Source organism: Chryseobacterium sp. Marseille-Q8038 (assembly GCF_965111995.1).
Map to the genome: position 1 here is coordinate 1737832 of NZ_CBCOPN010000002.1, position 16584 is coordinate 1754415.

Annotated in this window: 21 protein-coding genes; 8 read left to right on the forward strand and 13 right to left on the reverse strand. The window is 36.8% G+C overall.

The window, feature by feature from the left end; genetic code table 11:
• Positions 1-12 precede the first annotated feature (12 nt).
• The 3 genes from ACWPWS_RS21890 to ACWPWS_RS21900 form a co-directional block, all read right to left on the reverse strand.
• Positions 13-171, reverse strand: a complete 159-nt coding sequence (locus ACWPWS_RS21890) for a hypothetical protein (protein ID WP_454047899.1) — start codon at positions 169-171, stop codon at positions 13-15.
• Between the two features lie 29 nt (positions 172-200).
• Positions 201-368, reverse strand: a complete 168-nt coding sequence (locus ACWPWS_RS21895; RefSeq protein WP_209786462.1) for a bacteriocin — start codon at positions 366-368, stop codon at positions 201-203.
• Between the two features lie 162 nt (positions 369-530).
• Positions 531-686 (reverse strand): bacteriocin, encoded by a 156-nt coding sequence (locus ACWPWS_RS21900; protein ID WP_123864437.1) that lies wholly within the window; start codon positions 684-686, stop codon positions 531-533.
• A gap of 149 nt (positions 687-835) precedes the next feature.
• Here ACWPWS_RS21900 and ACWPWS_RS21905 point away from each other — a divergent pair, with 149 nt between their 5' ends.
• The 3 genes from ACWPWS_RS21905 to ACWPWS_RS21915 all read left to right on the forward strand — a co-directional run bounded on the left by ACWPWS_RS21905 (position 836) and on the right by ACWPWS_RS21915 (position 2460).
• Positions 836-1324, forward strand: a complete 489-nt coding sequence (locus tag ACWPWS_RS21905; protein WP_454047900.1) for a TlpA family protein disulfide reductase — start codon at positions 836-838, stop codon at positions 1322-1324.
• A gap of 10 nt (positions 1325-1334) precedes the next feature.
• Complete coding sequence (locus ACWPWS_RS21910) at positions 1335-1988, forward strand: thioredoxin family protein (protein ID WP_454047901.1); 654 nt, start codon at positions 1335-1337, stop codon at positions 1986-1988.
• A 70-nt stretch (positions 1989-2058) separates the two neighbouring features.
• A complete protein-coding gene (locus ACWPWS_RS21915) occupies positions 2059-2460 on the forward strand; it encodes a ribosomal maturation YjgA family protein (protein ID WP_454047902.1) in 402 nt (133 codons plus the stop codon).
• A 24-nt stretch (positions 2461-2484) separates the two neighbouring features.
• Here ACWPWS_RS21915 and ACWPWS_RS21920 read toward each other — a convergent pair whose 3' ends face one another.
• Genes ACWPWS_RS21920 through ACWPWS_RS21940 form a run of 5 tightly spaced genes read right to left on the reverse strand, consistent with a single transcriptional unit; the run spans position 2485 to position 7020 of the window.
• Positions 2485-3405, reverse strand: a complete 921-nt coding sequence (locus ACWPWS_RS21920) for a YARHG domain-containing protein (RefSeq protein WP_454047903.1) — start codon at positions 3403-3405, stop codon at positions 2485-2487.
• On the reverse strand, positions 3402-4040 hold the full coding sequence (locus ACWPWS_RS21925; RefSeq protein ID WP_454047904.1) for a DUF2306 domain-containing protein: 639 nt from the start codon (positions 4038-4040) through the stop codon (positions 3402-3404). The genes ACWPWS_RS21920 and ACWPWS_RS21925 overlap by 4 nt, the downstream gene beginning before the upstream one ends.
• A gap of 17 nt (positions 4041-4057) precedes the next feature.
• Positions 4058-4465: an energy transducer TonB gene (locus tag ACWPWS_RS21930; protein WP_454047905.1), complete on the reverse strand. Its 408-nt coding sequence runs from the start codon at positions 4463-4465 to the stop codon at positions 4058-4060.
• A gap of 19 nt (positions 4466-4484) precedes the next feature.
• Positions 4485-5786, reverse strand: coding sequence for an alpha/beta fold hydrolase (locus ACWPWS_RS21935; protein ID WP_454047906.1), 1302 nt, complete (start codon positions 5784-5786; stop codon positions 4485-4487).
• A gap of 31 nt (positions 5787-5817) precedes the next feature.
• Positions 5818-7020, reverse strand: coding sequence for an NAD(P)/FAD-dependent oxidoreductase (locus tag ACWPWS_RS21940; protein ID WP_454047907.1), 1203 nt, complete (start codon positions 7018-7020; stop codon positions 5818-5820).
• A gap of 114 nt (positions 7021-7134) precedes the next feature.
• Between ACWPWS_RS21940 and ACWPWS_RS21945 the strand changes: the two genes are divergently transcribed.
• From ACWPWS_RS21945 to ACWPWS_RS21965, 5 genes are all read left to right on the forward strand, one after another.
• Positions 7135-7629, forward strand: a complete 495-nt coding sequence (locus ACWPWS_RS21945) for an acyl-CoA thioesterase (RefSeq protein ID WP_209789236.1) — start codon at positions 7135-7137, stop codon at positions 7627-7629.
• 95 nt (positions 7630-7724) lie between these two features.
• The gene (thiL, locus tag ACWPWS_RS21950; protein ID WP_209786453.1) at positions 7725-8777 is read left to right on the forward strand and encodes a thiamine-phosphate kinase; all 1053 of its coding nucleotides are present in this window, start codon (positions 7725-7727) and stop codon (positions 8775-8777) included.
• A 92-nt stretch (positions 8778-8869) separates the two neighbouring features.
• On the forward strand, positions 8870-9688 hold the full coding sequence (locus ACWPWS_RS21955) for a helix-turn-helix domain-containing protein (protein ID WP_454047908.1): 819 nt from the start codon (positions 8870-8872) through the stop codon (positions 9686-9688).
• A gap of 170 nt (positions 9689-9858) precedes the next feature.
• Positions 9859-11079 carry a multidrug effflux MFS transporter gene (locus ACWPWS_RS21960; protein ID WP_454047909.1) on the forward strand — a complete coding sequence of 407 codons (1221 nt, stop codon included), beginning with the start codon at positions 9859-9861 and terminating at the stop codon, positions 11077-11079.
• 98 nt (positions 11080-11177) lie between these two features.
• Entirely contained in the window at positions 11178-12086 is a 909-nt protein-coding gene (locus ACWPWS_RS21965) for a DUF6268 family outer membrane beta-barrel protein (protein ID WP_454047910.1), read from the forward strand.
• A gap of 58 nt (positions 12087-12144) precedes the next feature.
• Here ACWPWS_RS21965 and ACWPWS_RS21970 read toward each other — a convergent pair whose 3' ends face one another.
• The 5 genes from ACWPWS_RS21970 to ACWPWS_RS21990 all read right to left on the reverse strand — a co-directional run bounded on the left by ACWPWS_RS21970 (position 12145) and on the right by ACWPWS_RS21990 (position 16467).
• A complete protein-coding gene (locus ACWPWS_RS21970) occupies positions 12145-12879 on the reverse strand; it encodes a LytR/AlgR family response regulator transcription factor (protein WP_454047911.1) in 735 nt (244 codons plus the stop codon).
• Entirely contained in the window at positions 12872-13930 is a 1059-nt protein-coding gene (locus ACWPWS_RS21975; RefSeq protein ID WP_454047912.1) for a sensor histidine kinase, read from the reverse strand. Before ACWPWS_RS21975 ends, ACWPWS_RS21970 begins: the two co-directional genes overlap by 8 nt.
• 78 nt (positions 13931-14008) lie before the next feature.
• Positions 14009-14605, reverse strand: coding sequence for a porin family protein (locus tag ACWPWS_RS21980; protein ID WP_454047913.1), 597 nt, complete (start codon positions 14603-14605; stop codon positions 14009-14011).
• A 153-nt stretch (positions 14606-14758) separates the two neighbouring features.
• Positions 14759-14992: a hypothetical protein gene (locus tag ACWPWS_RS21985; protein ID WP_209786446.1), complete on the reverse strand. Its 234-nt coding sequence runs from the start codon at positions 14990-14992 to the stop codon at positions 14759-14761.
• A 167-nt stretch (positions 14993-15159) separates the two neighbouring features.
• A complete protein-coding gene (locus ACWPWS_RS21990; protein WP_454047914.1) occupies positions 15160-16467 on the reverse strand; it encodes a hypothetical protein in 1308 nt (435 codons plus the stop codon).
• Positions 16468-16584 lie beyond the last annotated feature (117 nt).

Sequence of the window (16584 nt, forward strand, 5' to 3'; positions counted from 1 at the left end):
GTGAAAGCTTAATTAGCAGCAATAGCCGTCTTTCCCTCTTGGACCAATGATCAGAAAGTGGCTTACTCCTCTTAATTTACATAGTCCTTCTGCACAGGCACCTGCGCCTCCGTTGACTTCCTTTAGCTCTGCTTTGGAAAGTCTTCTTTTTTGAGTGATTGAATTTGTCATCTTCACTTGTTTAATTAGGATAAACTTAGTTAACAGCAAAATCCGTCCTGCATACCCGGAACTCCGTATTGTTCTTCTCCCGTATGAGGATCTGTACAGCTTATTACTCTTGGGCAAATGGGTCTGTTAGCACCTCCGCTGATCTCTTTTAGCTCATTCTTACTAAGCTTTCTTTTTTGATTTTTTGAATTTTTCATAATAATTTGAATTTGGTAAAAGCTAATTTACAAGTTATTTTGTTACGTTCAAAATATTGTTATTCAAATTGTTAACTTTTTTATTGGTGAAAAATTATTTCATAAAAAAGATTGAGGGGTAGCCTCAATCTTCATGTATATTATATAAAAAGCTGTAATAGATTAACAGCATCTTCCCTTGGTGTCACATGCACCTATAGTCATTTCACCATCAATATTGCAAAAACAGGTTCCCGGGCAAAGTGTTCCTCTTCCTCCATTGATTTGCTTTAACTCATTTTTTGTCAGTTTTCTTTTCTGAATGTTTGATTTTTTCATGATAATTTAGTTTTGATTCTGAGCTAATTTACATTTTATTTTTATTAATTCAACGGTTGGTGAAGAAATTTTATGAGATGAATGAAATTATTAACAAATTTTAACAGGTTGATTTTCATTGAGAAAGAATGCATTTGTTAATTTTGAATATGAAGAATTTAATCATGATCGTTACAGTATTCATGTTCTGTACGGTTTTTAAAGCACAACAGACTGAAGTTTCTGTGATAAAATATGAAGAACTGGAGAAGCGGATTCAGCAGGAAAAAGATAAATTGCTGGTTGTTAATTTCTGGTCAACCACCTGTGGTCCTTGTGTAAAAGAACTTCTTCATTTTATGGAAATCAATTCTAAATATGCAGATAACCAGAATTTTAAAATGATTCTGGTTTCACTGGACAGGCTGGCTGATAAGGAAAGAGTCTTGAAATTCATTAAAAATAAAAACCTTACGGCTGAGGTACTCCTTCTGGATGATATCAAAAGAATGAATACCTGGATTCCTAGATTTGAAAAAGACTGGGATGGGAATATTCCGGTGACACTGTTTTATAAAAACGGAGCTAAATTCCATTTTAATGATGGGGAAATGAGCAAGGAAGACCTTGAAAAAACAATTAAAGAAAACCTACAATAAATAATCTATTATGAAAAACCTGAAAATTTTAATAACAGCATTCATCGTTGGGCTGGGATTACTGAGCTTTACAACGACAGATCACGATAAAAACCAAAATCAGAACGAGACCATTTCTGGAAAAGGCTATGAAGTAGGGGATGAAGCTGCAGATTTTAAGCTTAAAAATATTGATGGAAAGATGGTTTCCCTGAGCGATTTTAAAAACGCCAAAGGATTTATTGTGGTGTTTACCTGCAACCATTGTCCATACGCCAAGAAATACGAAGACAGAATCATTGAATTGAATAAAAAATATAAGGATCAGGGATATCCTGTAATTGCGATCAATCCGAATGATCCAAATGTACAGCCGGAAGACGGTTATCAGCAGATGATTGAAAGAGCAAAGCAGAAAGGATTTACTTTTCCTTATCTGGTAGATGAAGGACAGAAAATCTATCCGCAATATGGTGCTACAAAAACGCCACATGTTTTTGTACTGAAAAAAGAGAACGGAAAGAATATTGTAAAATACATTGGTGCTATCGACAATAATTATGATAACCCGAATGATGTATCCGAATATTATGCTCAGGATGCTGTAAATGCTCTGATAAAAGGAGAACCGGTAAAAATGACTAAAACTGTTGCCATTGGGTGTACTATTAAAGTAAAGAAATAATATATTTGCCACATACATAAGGTCGGTGTTCCTGGAATGCCGATTTTTTATGCTTTAAACTTAATTTGAAATGAAATTCCAATTCAGCCTGAAGTATCTTCTTCTAACCGTATTTATTTTTCTTGTGGAGGTATTGATTGCCACCAAACTCAATGATATTTTCTTTATAAGAGCTTATCTTGGAGATGTTATTGTGGTGATGCTCCTTTTTACTTTCGTGAAAAGCTTTGTGAAAATGAATGATCAGAAACTGATTCTGGGAATTCTGATTTTTTCATTTCTGGTAGAATTTGCCCAGTATTTCAATATTGCAGAAAAACTAGGCTTCCGTCCTGGAAGCCTGATGTATATTGTTATCGGAAATTCTTTTTCCTGGATTGATAATCTGTGTTACGCTGTAGGATGTCTGATTCTCTATGTTTTAGTAAAGATTACAGACAATGAAGGCTTAATCTCAACCCCTAATCCCTAATCCCTAATCCCTGCAACCTACTACCTATCTTCCAAAACTGTCATATTTATCCTCCGCATATTTGGTAAAGCGGTTCAGTAAAGCCACATTTTCTTTTTCCAGAGGGGAAAGATCATGATCTACATTGCTTGCAACCGGGATATACCAATCCGTTTGCTCAAAGAAATTTCTGTAGGTTTCTTTTTTGAAAGAGTAGCCGTGTCTTGCAAATACAGAGTTCTTGATGATCTCAAGATCCAGTTTTCTTAAGTTTTTAAGATCTTTTTCAGTGAGTTTCTGCTTGGATGCATTCAGTTTGAAGATGGCTTCAGAAGCGAAGCGGTTTTTAGTGGTTTTATAGCTTTCTGTTTTCCCGGTTTCCTCATCCGTATACTTTTCGGTAAACTCTTTAGAATTTGACCAGTCTACCAGATCAGAATCCTTATCCAGCATAAAGTTGGGATTGTAAACAAACTCTTTTTTAATCAGTTTCAGCATTTTTAAAGGAGCTTTTACGGAAGTTTTATCAAAAGCATTCCACTTTCCGGTTAAGCTGTCTCCCTTCAGTTTTACCTCAAACCTTCCATCTGTTTTATCATTGCCGGGTTCGTCCAGCACAAAAGATGTGGTAGCTTCATTGAAAACACCTTTAAACGGACGCTGATTACCATTCACAATACTTTGTCCATAAACGCTGTCTTTGGTGATTCTGTTGATCTTTAAAGAAATTCTTTTGTAGTTACTGACATCATATTCTGAGCCGTCTGTTGGGTCAACAACTTTTTCCATTCCGGCAAATTCACCCGTGTAAATCCCATAATATTCTTTGTGTACTTCAGGAACTACTGCAGAGTCCTTCTTGGCGGTCAGAGAATCTTTTCCTGATTCAGTGGTTTTTCCCTCTTTCTTACAGCTTGCCAGAGAAACTGCCAGTAAGGAAATCAAGGTATAATTTACAATTTTCATATAAGTTTTTTTGTGATTAAATATTCAATAATAAGGATGTTGGGAATCCAGCCCAGCCATGCAATGATCTGATAGACATCCATGGGATTGGGATGAAATAAATATACAATAATTACTTTCCACATTCTCAGGGTAATAGCAGATAATGTAAAAGCAAAGCTCCGCCACATCCATTGCTTGTGTTCTTTAAACCTTTTTTGTCTTGCCAGCTGATAAGCTCTAAACGTTGAAAACCACCATAAAAAGCCTAAAATAACAAATGAAATCTTGGATAAAAAGCCTCCGTTGGCAAAGAGTCCCATATAAATTCCTGAAGGAGCGGCCAACATCAGAATGAGAAAAATATACACTTTCCCCATATTCCGGTGGAAGTTTTTTACTCCAAAATCCCTTCTGAGGATAGCCAGAAATCCTGAGAGAAGCACAAAAATACTTGTATACACATGAGTGTAGAAAAATGCAAGATATTCCGGTCTTTCCATCACTTCCGTCTGTTTGATCATCAGAAAACTGACTTCAGGATTAAAAGGAATATATTCTAAGGTGATTTTCAGCATCAGCCAAAAGAAATACCCGAATCCTATGATGAGAAGGATTTTAAAGAAGGAATTACTATTTCTTTTGGCAGAGAGCACTTTATCTGTTTTAACTTTTACTGAATATTGACTGTGGTAGGGAATTTAACAAAATACCTTACCGTCTTTCCTTTATTCTGGGCAGGCTTCCATTTGGTTTTTATGGATTTTATGACACGCTCCATTTCCTCATTCATGTATTTATCATTACCGGATGATGAGACAGATTCAATATTTCCTTCAGTACTCACAACAAATTCTATGGTTGACGTAAACACTCCGGAGTTTTTTATTTTTGAGGTGTTGAACTCATTGAGAATGTATTTTCTAAGGGCAGCCATTCCTCCCGGATATTCTGCGGGTATTTCTATATTGTTATTCTCAGCAGAAGTTGTAGGCTGGCTTATTGGTTCTTCTTTTTGTGTTGTTTGGGCAAAAGCAAACTGAGCTCCTAAAAGTAAAATCAGTATTGATATTTTTTTCATGGTTTGTTTTGTATTCTGGTTATTTATTTTCAAAGAAATCAATCACTAATTCATTGAACAATTCCGGTTTTTCTTCAGGAACATAATGATTTGCATTAGGAATAATCGCTAATTGTCCTTTTGGGATAGATTCTGCGATTTTTACTGTATGTTCTGTTTTTATAAGATCTTTATCACCCGCAATGATCAATGATGGGCACTGAATTTTACTCAGGTCTTCATACTTCCATTGGGGATACTTCAAGTCCAGATTCAAAAGATCAATAAGGATATCATTTTTATGGTCTTTATTCTCTTTGGTAAGGCTGGCAAGCATTTCTTTCATGGATTTTAAATCATTATCTTTGACTCCTTCCGGAAAAATATTGGCTCCTGAGCATGCTATTTTGTCTACCATCTCCGGATATTTCATGGCCATAGACAGTGCGAGAATTCCTCCGTCGCTCCAGCCCAGAATTTTTGTTTTTTTGATGTTCAGTTTCTCTAAAAACTGCTTAAGATCCTCTGTCTGAATATCAAAGGTAAGTTCTTTTGTTTTGTCATAAGTAGACCTTCCGCGTTCGCGACAATCTACAATGATCACCTTGTATTTTTTAGCAAACGTATCTTTTTGGTTCATAAAGGCGCTGATGGATTGGCCATTACCATGAAGCATAAGTACAGGCTCTCCTTCTCCATAGATTTCATAATATAGTTTGATGCCATTAACATCCATAAATTTCCCATCAGGCATTGTTCCGATAATGCCCTCACCTTTAATCAACAAAGATTTGCTGCCACTGAATGGTTTGTAATCCGAATTTCCAATGGTAAAATGCTTTACATGTTTTATTTTCTGGGAATGGATTCCTTCAAACCAACCATTGGAAGAGGTAATCTCTTTTTCAAAACCTGAGTTTTCCAGCGGAACTTCAATCCATTTTTTTGACTTTCCATCATTGATTTCCAGCTTAAAATCGTCAAAATAAAAATCGCCATTGTTTTGAGCAAAAGCGCCGATATTCATAGTTTGTGCAGAAGCATTGATCGTCCCCTTTATTTCATAAGTTTTCCATTCATGGGTCACTTGGATTCCATAATATTGGTTTTCAAAAAAGCCTACCGTGTGATCTTTATTATCTATTCTGCACCATAGTCCGCAATTGGAACCATTATCCTCATTCTCTTTTCTTATTTTTGTCGTTATACGGAAGTTCCAATTTTGTTTATTCTCTATATTGACAGCTTGCGTGAAGGAAGTCCAGTCAGAGACAATTGTTTTTTCCTGGCTATATCCTAAAAAGAGGAAGAATAGAAGAATGAAACCGAAAATTTTTTTCATGGGTATAGTTTTTAGTAAAAATAATGTTTTTTTACAAGCTGTTGAGATCCTGAGCAATCAGCCATCCTTCACTCCAGCAAGCCTGGAAGTTGAATCCTCCGGTCACGGCATCTATATTGAGAACTTCACCGGCAATATAAAAATTAGGAAGCAGTTTTGAAGACATGTTTTTGAAGTTAATTTCCTTTAAATCAACACCTCCGGCTGTCACAAACTCATCTTTAAAAGTTGATTTTCCGGTCACCTGAAATTTCTTCCTGCAAAGATTTTCAAGGATTTTCTGCATTTCCTTTCCGGAAATATTAGCCACCTGTTTGTTAAGATCGATCTTTGAAATCTCTAAAATCTTCTGCCAGAACCGGTTGGTAATATCGAAGATCTTTGATTGTCCAATGGTTTTTTTAGGATTGCTTTGTTTGAAATTATGGAAGATTTCTTCCGCTTCATCTATTTCTATGGAAATAAAATTGACCTCAATTTCAAAGTTATATTTAAGTTTTGCCAGACTTATGGCTTCCCACGCTGAAATTTTAAGAACTGCAGGTCCTGAAAGTCCCCAGTGCGTAATAAGCAAAGGCCCGCTCTCTTCAGTTTTCAGTTTTGGAATTGAAATTCCGGCATTTTCAAAACTTGTTCCCGGAAGATCTTTCAGTAATTCATCTTTAATATTAAATGTAAAAAGAGAAGGAACAAGATCTATAATTTTATGCCCCAGCGTTTCTATGATTTTCAATGATTTTGGAGAACTTCCTGTAGCATATACAATATAATCTGCTTCAAAATCCCCTGAATTGGTTTTTATAATATACTTTTCATCCAGTTTTTCAATCTCTTTTACCGTACATTTTGTTTTTACCGATACATTTTTCTTTTGTGTTTCATTCAGAAAAGTATTGATAATGGTCTGGGAAGAATTGCTTTCTGGGAAAGTTCTGTTATCGTTCTCAATTTTCAGCGGAACATTACGCTGGTCAAACCATTCCATTGTGTCACCAGGCTGAAATTTAGTAAAGACACTTAGCAATTCCTTGTTTCCACGGGGATAAAACTGAACCAGTTCTCTCGGGTCAAAACAGGCGTGGGTTACATTACAGCGCCCGCCTCCGGAAATTTTAACTTTCTGAAGGACATCCGAATTCTGTTCTAAAATCGTAATTGTATATTTCTTTTCGTCAAGATTAGATGCACAGAAAAAGCCTGCAGCACCGCCTCCGATAATAATGATCTGTTTCATGTATGTGTAATCCTATGCGGAAGATTATTTTTTCAAAAGTACAATTTTTATAAACCATCTTATTTGAGTATTTTTGAAGATTATAATTTTAATGAGACCCAAAACGATTTTCATATGATTTTCTACCATAAATTTGAAGTAAGATGGAGCGATCTTGATGCCAATAAGCACTTAGCCAATTCATCATATGTACAATATTGTGCACAAGCCAGAATGGCTTTCATGACTAAAGAGAAAATGGGAGTTACCCAACTGAGCAGATGGGGAATCGGCCCGGTAATCCTGCATGAAAGATATTCTTTCTTCAAAGAAATCTATGCAGATCAGATCGTAATCGTAAGTGTGGAAATAGACGGATGTGCAGAAGATTCTTCTATCTACCGTTTCGTACACAAGTTTTATACACCTGACGGAATGCACTGTGCTACTGCAGAAGCTACAGGAGTATGGATTGATATGATGCTTAGAAAAATGACCACTCCGCCGGATGATGTAGTGGAAGCAATGAATAAATATAAAAGCCCGGAGACCATTGTGCTGTCGAAAGAAGATTTCAAAAAATTCCCTTTCCATCCACATAATATTGACCCGGCAGAATTGATTAAATAATTCAAAGTTTAAAATTCAAGGTTCAAGGTTTAGAGTTTGAGAAGCAGTTTTAAATCATTCATACTTTTTACATTGGACATTAATACAAAAAAATTATGTTTGAAGATAAATCACAGGAGCTGACGCCCATTTCAAAATTAGGAGAATTCGGTCTTATTAAACATTTGACAGAGCATTTTCCGCTATCCAATGAATCTTCGGAGCTTGGGGTAGGAGATGATGCAGCGGTTATTAATCCTGATAACAAAAAAGTAGTTCTTACAACAGATGTGCTGGCAGAAGGTGTACATTTCAACTTAGGATATGTTCCTTTAAAGCATTTAGGGTATAAAGCTGTGGTGGTAAACCTTAGCGATATTGCTGCTATGAATGCAACTCCTACACAGATATTGGTATCTCTTGCGGTATCCAACCGTTTTCCGGTAGAAGCTTTAGAAGAAATCTATGCCGGAATTCAGGCTGCTTGTACAAGATACAAAGTTGATCTGATCGGAGGAGATACAACAAGTTCCAATTCCGGATTGGTAATGAGCATTACAGCAGTAGGAATTGAAAATGAAGAAAATATTGTAAAGAGAAGCGGGGCAAAACCGAACGATCTTCTTGTCGTAACAGGAGATTTAGGCGGAGCATACATGGGCTTACAGATTCTGGAAAGAGAACATGCCGTTTACCTTGCAGATCCTAATATGCAGCCGGAAATGGAAGGTTACGACTATATTCTGGAAAGACAGCTGAAGCCTGAAGCAAGAACAGACGTTAAAACGATTCTGGAAGAACTGGATATTAAACCAACTTCTATGATTGATATTTCTGACGGTCTGGCTTCTGAAATCCTTCACCTTTCAGATCAGTCAAATGTAGGGTTCAGATTATACGAGGAAAAAGTTCCTATGGACAGTCTTACCATCTCTACCGCGGATGAAATGAACTTGAATCCGGTGATGACTGCTTTAAGCGGTGGTGAAGATTATGAATTACTTTTCACCATTTCGTCAGGTGACTTTGATAAAATTAAAAATCACCCGGATTTTACCATTATAGGGCATGCGGTAGAAAAAGAAGAAGGAAACTTTATGGTAGCAAGAGGTTCAAACCAGCTCGTGGCTCTTACAGCTCAGGGATGGGATGCTTTTTTAAACCAATAAAACCGAAAAATTATATTTAATTTTAAATATTGTAAGAAAACCGTAGTACTTTTTGCTGCGGTTTTTGCTTTATTTGATCAAACACATTAGCAATGAATTCATCTGAAAAAAATATTCCTGTTCATAATCTGGTGTCTGAAGAATTTCAGGTCAACACCTTAGAAAATGGACATCCGGAAAACTTCGAGGATATTCATCGGCATAATTTTTTTGAAATTATCTGGTTTAAAGAAGTTCATACAGACAGCAGCCTTGAGTTGGATTTTGAGAGTTATCCTGTAAAAAACAACCAGATCTGTATTATTGTTCCCGGACAGGTTTTTAATATGAAACTCCGCAAGGAAAAAGGATCTGTCTTGGCTATCAGCAAAGAAATTTTCAAAGAAGCCTGCGATACTGAAGTGGTTCTGGCCAACGGAGCCAGACCTTTCTTTTTGGATGAAGACAGCAGTGAAACCGGAAATATGCTGATTTCAATGATCAAAAAGGAGTATCTTGGATCCGGACGTGTTGAAATTTTAAAAGCCTATCTGAGAGCTTTCTGTCTCATTATTACGGATCAGATTACGATGCAGAATACATCGGAAGATGATAAACCGAGGATTCAGCAACTGGTAGCACTGATAGAAGAACATTACATCAATCAGAAAAACACTGATTTTTATGCTGAGCAGCTCAAAATAAGCGCCCATCACCTTAATGATATTGTCCGGATTTCCAGGGGAACAACAGTGAAAAAAATGATTGCCCAAAGACTTATTCTGGAAGCCAAAAGAGAGCTTAGTTTTGGAGCTTTAACGGTAAAAGAGATTGCTTTTAAATTAGGTTTTGGTGATGCTTCTTACTTTTCCCGGTTTTTTAAAAAACATACCCGGCAGAATCCTGATGGGTTCAGGGATAGAAAAGGCTAATCCTCAGAATGTTCCTTTGTTTTTTATTGTAAATAAATAATTCAGGCGTTGATGCATAGTACAATCCTCAGTTTGTGCTATTCTTCCTTCAGTTCTTTTATTGAAAAACGATACTTTTTACAGCAATTTTGCAGCTGAAAAAAAACGCCTGCGAAGGCTTATTGTTATTTATGAAGAAGAATTTGAATATTGTAGTGTTTATTCTTGCACTACTCAACACGTTAGAATCACTAAGTATAGATCTTTATCTTCCTGCTTTTCCAAGTATGGCGAAGATTTTTAATACCGATATCGGGCATATTCAGGTATCCATTTCTGTTTTCTTTGCCGGATTTGCTTTCGGACAGCTGCTATGGGGACCTTTATCTGATAAAAAAGGACGAAAACCGATGTTATACTTCGGACTTTTGCTTTTTATTATAGGAGCAACAGCCATTTATTTTACATCCGATATTTATGTGTTATGGGCCATGCGTTTTCTGCAGGCATTCGGAGGCAGCGCAGGGATTGTGATCGGAAGAGCCATCATTATTGATCTCTATGATAAAAATAAAGCAGTCACTATCTTTTCACAACAGTCGCAGATCAGTGGAATTGCACCGATTATAGCCCCGTTATTGGGAAGTGTATTCCTTAAATTCTGGGGCTGGAACAGTTCCTTTGCCTTTTTATGTATCATGGGGCTGATTACCTTCTTCATGGTGTACAAATATGTGCCGGAAACCAATACCAGAATTCATCTTTCTGATGATGAAATGTTGAATGAAAAAGGATTAAAAGAACAGTTGAAAATGATCATTTCAAACAGAGATTTTATCAACAGTACCATGGTAGGAAGTATTGCTTTTGCATCCTTGATTATTTACATTTCAAATGCGCCGTTTCTATTTATGGAGATACACGGTTTTTCAAGCAGTACATTTAGTTTTATATTCGCTTTTAATTCATTGGCATTGATAACTGCAGCTTATATTACGCCTAAGCTGATCAAAAGAATAAGCAATTCAACCCTTTTATTTTCTGCTACCATTGTATTGCTGATAGTTTGTACATTGCATATTCTCATTGCGGCAGAAAACCTTTCTGTGGCCCTGGAAATTGCAATGTTGTATCTGTCATTATTAGCTATTGGTATTCTGTTTCCCATCACTTCTGCTCATGCTTTATCTCCATTTAAAGAGGGAAGAGGAACAGCGGCAGCATTATTGGGTTTTATGCAGCTGATGGTTACCTTTTTAATATCAGGATTAATAGGGTTTTTAGAGGCTGATTCTATCATTCCGATGGTGGTAACACGTTCCGCAATGGCATTGATTGCAGTGTGGTTCGGGTATCGTATTTTTAAGACTCAAAAAGTGACCGTTCCCATAGTTGCCCAATCCGAAAATTAATCCCCTTATTTGATCCTGTTGTCATACAATTCAGACACTTAATCAAGTAATTTTTGTAAAAAATAGTCAAAGGGTTCTCTTTGCATAAAATTTAAAATATGAAAAGAACCCTTTCGACAGCTCTATGCTGTATGTTGCCATTGGGATATTGGGTGAATGCACAGTCCGGCATCTCTGCAGAGCTTAAAACCGAATACATTCCTGCTTCCAGCTATATCCGTCCGGAAGACAGCGCAAAAACCAATTCTAAAAGTGATTTTAAGAGAGTAGACCTGAACCTCAGCATTCCGTTATCTGTAAAAAAAGATTCCAATGGGAAAGTAAGAGCATGGTCTATGCTGCTAAGCGGATCTTATGCAAAGATGGCCCACAAAAATTACGAAACTGCATTATTTCCGGATCAGATGCTAAACGCACAGGTCGGAATACAGCATATGAGACCTTTGGGTAAAAAATGGAGTATGATGATGACGGCATCTGTAGGAGTGTATACAGACCTCGAAAGAATCAGTTTTGATGATGTATTGGGACAGGGAGGAATTTTATTTATCAGACATTTTAATCCTAATATTTCTTTGGGAGGAGGGCCGGTACTTACCACAGCTTTTGGAGTTCCTATGATTTTACCCTGGATTTATTTTGACTGGAAGACCAATGGAAAAGTTAAATTCAGCATCAATTTCCCGCAAGGGATGGAGGCCGGATATATGTTTTCAGACAAATTTGCTTTAAAAGCTGTTGTAGATCTCAACGGGATGACGGTAGAGAGAAATGTAGGTGGAAAATCTATGCTTATTGGTTACCAGCAGATCACCGCCGGGCTCAGACCGGAATTGAAAATCAATGACAAACTTACATTACGTCTCACAGGCGGAACGGCAATACTGAGAAGCTTCAACGAAAATGACCGAAAGATCAAAAGTATTTTCAGAGATAAAAAAGTAGCAGATCCACGATTTGCAAGTACATTTTACGCTGCAGTATCATTACGCTGGAATCTTCCATAAAAAAAATGCCGGAGGCGGGGAATTTGATAACTCCCAGCTTCCAGCTTCTCTCTTCCAGCTATTTACTTATTAATTTCTTATAAACCACCTGATTCAGTAATTCTTCCTTGCGGGTACGGGATATAGGAAGTTCAATTTTATTAATGAAAAGACGTCCTCCTGAAATCATGTCAATATGAGTAATATTGATGAGGTAGGATTTATGAATTCTGAAAAAATGGTCTGAGGGAAGAGATTCTTCAATAGCTTTCATGGTCTGATGAATAATCAGTGATTTATCTTTAAAATGAAGCTTGGTATAATTCTGCATACTCTCAATGTACAGAATATCTACCCACGAAACCTTAATGAAACTATCAGACTGCCTTACATACAGAAAAGGATCATCTAAAGGAGTATTTTTTTTCAGCTTTTCACTGATGATAAACTGTTGTTGTGCTTTATTTACTGCCTGATAAAAACGGTTGAAAGCAATGGGTTTTAAAAGATAATCCACTACCTGCAGACGGAAGCCTTCCAGCGCATATTCAGAATACGCTGTAGTAAGAATGCATAAAGGAGGGTTTTCAAGCTGTTCCAAAAATTCCAGACCAGTGAGGTAGGGCATATTGATATCCAGGAAGAGGAGGTCAATTTCTGTTTCTTTTACTTTGGTATCCGCTTCCAGCGCTGTAGCACAGGTTCCTTCTACCGTTAAAAAATCAATCTGATCAGCCAGTTCTTTGAGATGAAATCTTGCCAGTGGCTCATCATCTATAATCAGACATTTCATTTTGGGAATCGTATTACTCATGGCGGTCAGAAAGTTGTAAGGTTAAAGATATTTTGAAAACATGATGATCTGATTCTATTTTTAAATCATGAGCATCAGGATATTGCAGCTTCAGGCGTTTTTTTACATTTTCGAGACCTATTCCTCCCACACCATCCTTCTTTTTATGGCTTATCATCTCTGAGTAGGAGTTTTCAATATAAAAAGAAAGAGTATCGTCTTTTTCCCTGCATGAAATCATAATGTATCCTTTGTGGCCGGGAAGTCTGCAGACATATTTAAAAGCATTTTCAATAAAAGGAACGAGAAGAAGAGGCGCTATAAACAAGTTTTTATGGCTTAATTCCCAAGAGGTATTGACATCCAGTTCGTTGCCCCATCTTAATTTCTCCACTTCTACAAGGTTCTGAACGTGTTCAATATCTTTGTCCAGAGGAACCAGATTCTGATTACAGTGATACAGCTGGTAACGCAAAATATCAGAAAATTTAAGCAGCAGATAATCAGCAAGTTTGATATCATTTCTCATCAGAATATGAATGTGATTCAGAATATTAAAGACCACATGTGGATTAATCTGATCCTGAAGCAATTTGAGCTGGTTTTCCAGATGTGCCTGCTGAAGAAGAATATGATCACGTTCTATTTTCCCATGTTCCTGATAAAATTTCACCCCACAGGCAGCACCATTAATCAGAAAAGAAGCCGGCAGTGCGAGATAAAAACCTTTCCATAGAAGAGGGGCGTGGTCTGAGAAATTGGGAGGGAGAGCAGTTCTGTTACTTCCTTCAATATAAGTGAATATAAGAGAATAGATAAAACTTAGCGCAAAAATAATAACCGTTGCCTGAATCAGAAATACTCCCATCTTTTTAGAACGCAGCGCTTTTGGAAGGAGCTTTGTTGTTAGGAAATGAGTGAAAAAAAATGAAGTTATGCTTAATACAAGTGTCTGAAAAACAGCGGTAATATTGTCAGATGTCGCCTGGAAATTAATCCAGATGGCAACAGCAAAGACGAGCCAGAATAGGATAACGAAAATATGCTTTCTGAAAACAACGAAATTTATCATGGTGAAGATCAGGTAAATAAATGCAAAATTAGAAACTGCAGGGAAAACAGTTTCTAACGGTAAAGATAATTTAAGTTTTTAGAATAAGAAATAACCTATTCCCAGGGAAAAACTGTGGGGTTTGGACTTAAATTCTTTACTGATGCTTGAAAGACTGGTCTCATACCTCAAATCTACTGTGAAATTCTTATAATCTAATCCCAGGCCTCCTGTAACTCCAATATTGGACTTGTCAAACTTTTTAAAGCCCTCCAGTAGAGCCTGGGAAGTAGATATTTTATTGTTGAAGGCATAGCTGTATACGCCTCCAGCAAATACTCTTACATTAAAATCATCAGTTTTAATCAACTTATATCCTACCACTACAGGAATATCAATAGCGTTCCATGAAAGTTTTGAAGAGCTTCCGTCTTGGGATTCGTAGGTTGTTTTTCTTTTGTTGAAGAGAGCCTCTCCCTGTACATACAGTTTTCCGATATCCATTCTTGTCATTACTCCTGCCTGATAACCGAATCCGTATTTCCCTTCTAAAGAAGAAGATTCCGTGGATGTTTTGGTGAAATTTGCTCCGCCCTTTACTCCAATGTGAAAAGCTGGGGTTTGCTGTGCTTTAGTTTCTATAGTGCAGGAGATGCACAGTAATAGGGAGCTCAGCGCTAAAAATTGCTGCTTCATAAATTAAGTGTTGTTAATAATCTGTTGCAAAACAACAATTATGAAGTAGGGGATGAAATTTTATTTGATGAATGGCAGAGATGCTTTGACAAAAATCTGTTTCCTGATGAAAAAAATAAAACCGGAAGCATGACTACTTCCGGTTTTTTATGACTAATAAGGCTGTTCTTCACAAATAGAAGGAGGATTACATCCACCGCCGCCAGGGTTTCCACCACCACCTACGGCAATGCATTGTCCCGGATTTCCGTCTTCATACATTTCACAGGCATATCCCCATGCGCATTGACAGTCATCCTGACAATTATAAGAGTTGCCTCCCATATGACAACCATCTATTCCGCTGCCCAGAATTGTAGATAAGTCTTTTCTTAAAAGTTTTTTCATTGTTTTCATGATTTAATTAGGTATTAAATGTTATAGTTTAAAATTGTACATCTTTGTAAATATAATAAAATTGTCTTAATTAATTGTAAATGAATTATGTGTAGCTGCTTTATAAGAAGAAAAGCCACTGAAAGAGTGGCTTCCTTATGATCGATAGAATGTGTGTCTTAAAAACTGAATTCCTTCTGATACAGCATGCGTTCTTTTGTAAAAAGAGGAATGGTTCCTTCATATCTTAAAGGAGCGATTCCAAAACCATAGAACATATCAGCCTGGATTTTACCTTTTACAGTAATCACTCCTTTTCTTTGAGGAACAATTGTTAATCCTAAAGAGGAAAGGGCAGAAGCTCTTCCTTTCAACCCTGAGTTGGCAATAGGAATGGTAAGAAACATCAGTCCTACAGCTCCTTTTGCTTCTAATCCACCTTCAGCAGATAAATTCCCCTCTGCAACAGTGATAGCAGGTTCTGATTTCTTTTGAAGATTAATGTTAATCTCTGGATTTTTGCTTACTAAAAAGTTTGCATTTCCTTCAAGATCCAAAAGCTGAGCCTGTACTTTTCCTGTAGCCTGTACTCCCAGAAAAGGTCCGGCAGAAAGAGTCGGGCTTAAGATCAGCCCTGTAGGTCCCAAAACGATAGGAACGATAGGGATATTCAGATAGTCTGTAGTACTTGCGGTGTAGCCCAGGCTTCCTACAATACTTGCGGAGCTCTGAAGTTTGATATCATCCATGATGAGGTTAACATAGAAGTTGGACAAATGCCCCCATGAGAATGTGATATTATAATCAATCTTTGGCGTAAATCCTCCTTTTACATTCACGCTGGATGTTCCTGCTGAAGATAAAGGAAATGAAAACGTTTTATTGAAATTGTAACGGTTGAAGGTAATTAATTTCTGGTTTTGAAGGTTTTTCGCTTCGATAGAATGTATTCTTTGGTTGATTTGCTCAGAAACCATACCTTCCACAGGAATGTAATTTACCATTCTGCCATCAATATTAACAGGAGCTTTCCCTGATGGGTCATACACTCCGCTTAGTGTTCCGCTGTAGATAAACTCTTCAAGTTTCGCACTGGAAGTCTGTACTTTAAATTGGTTATTCAATTTTGAAACAGCACTTACTTTTGAAAGAATGGTGTTCACCTGATCACCTTCTATCTTGGTCCCTACAATAACAGTTCCTATAGAAATACTGTCAGTTTGCGGAGTCATGCGGCTAAACGTAATTTCTCCATCATTATGAGTGGAAATTGCATTTACTGACTCATCATTAAGAATAATAACATTCTTCTGTAAAGTCAGGTTCCCCAAAGTCTTCATAGGAGCAGGCTCTGTAGTTTTTTCAGCAGGAAGATCCGCCGGATCATCCTGAGAACAAGACGTTAAAATAAACAAACAGAAAATAGATAAAAGAAAAGAAAAGTAAAATTTTCTGCCAATTTTGAAGTGGTTAGATTTAATTTTCATATAAAGTGATTTTAAGGTTTAATCAAAATTAGGTGAATTATTTAAAACGTACAAAAGAATTGTGTTAAATTAACATCAACAGCATAATGATTTTTGATTATGTTTCTATTATATGAA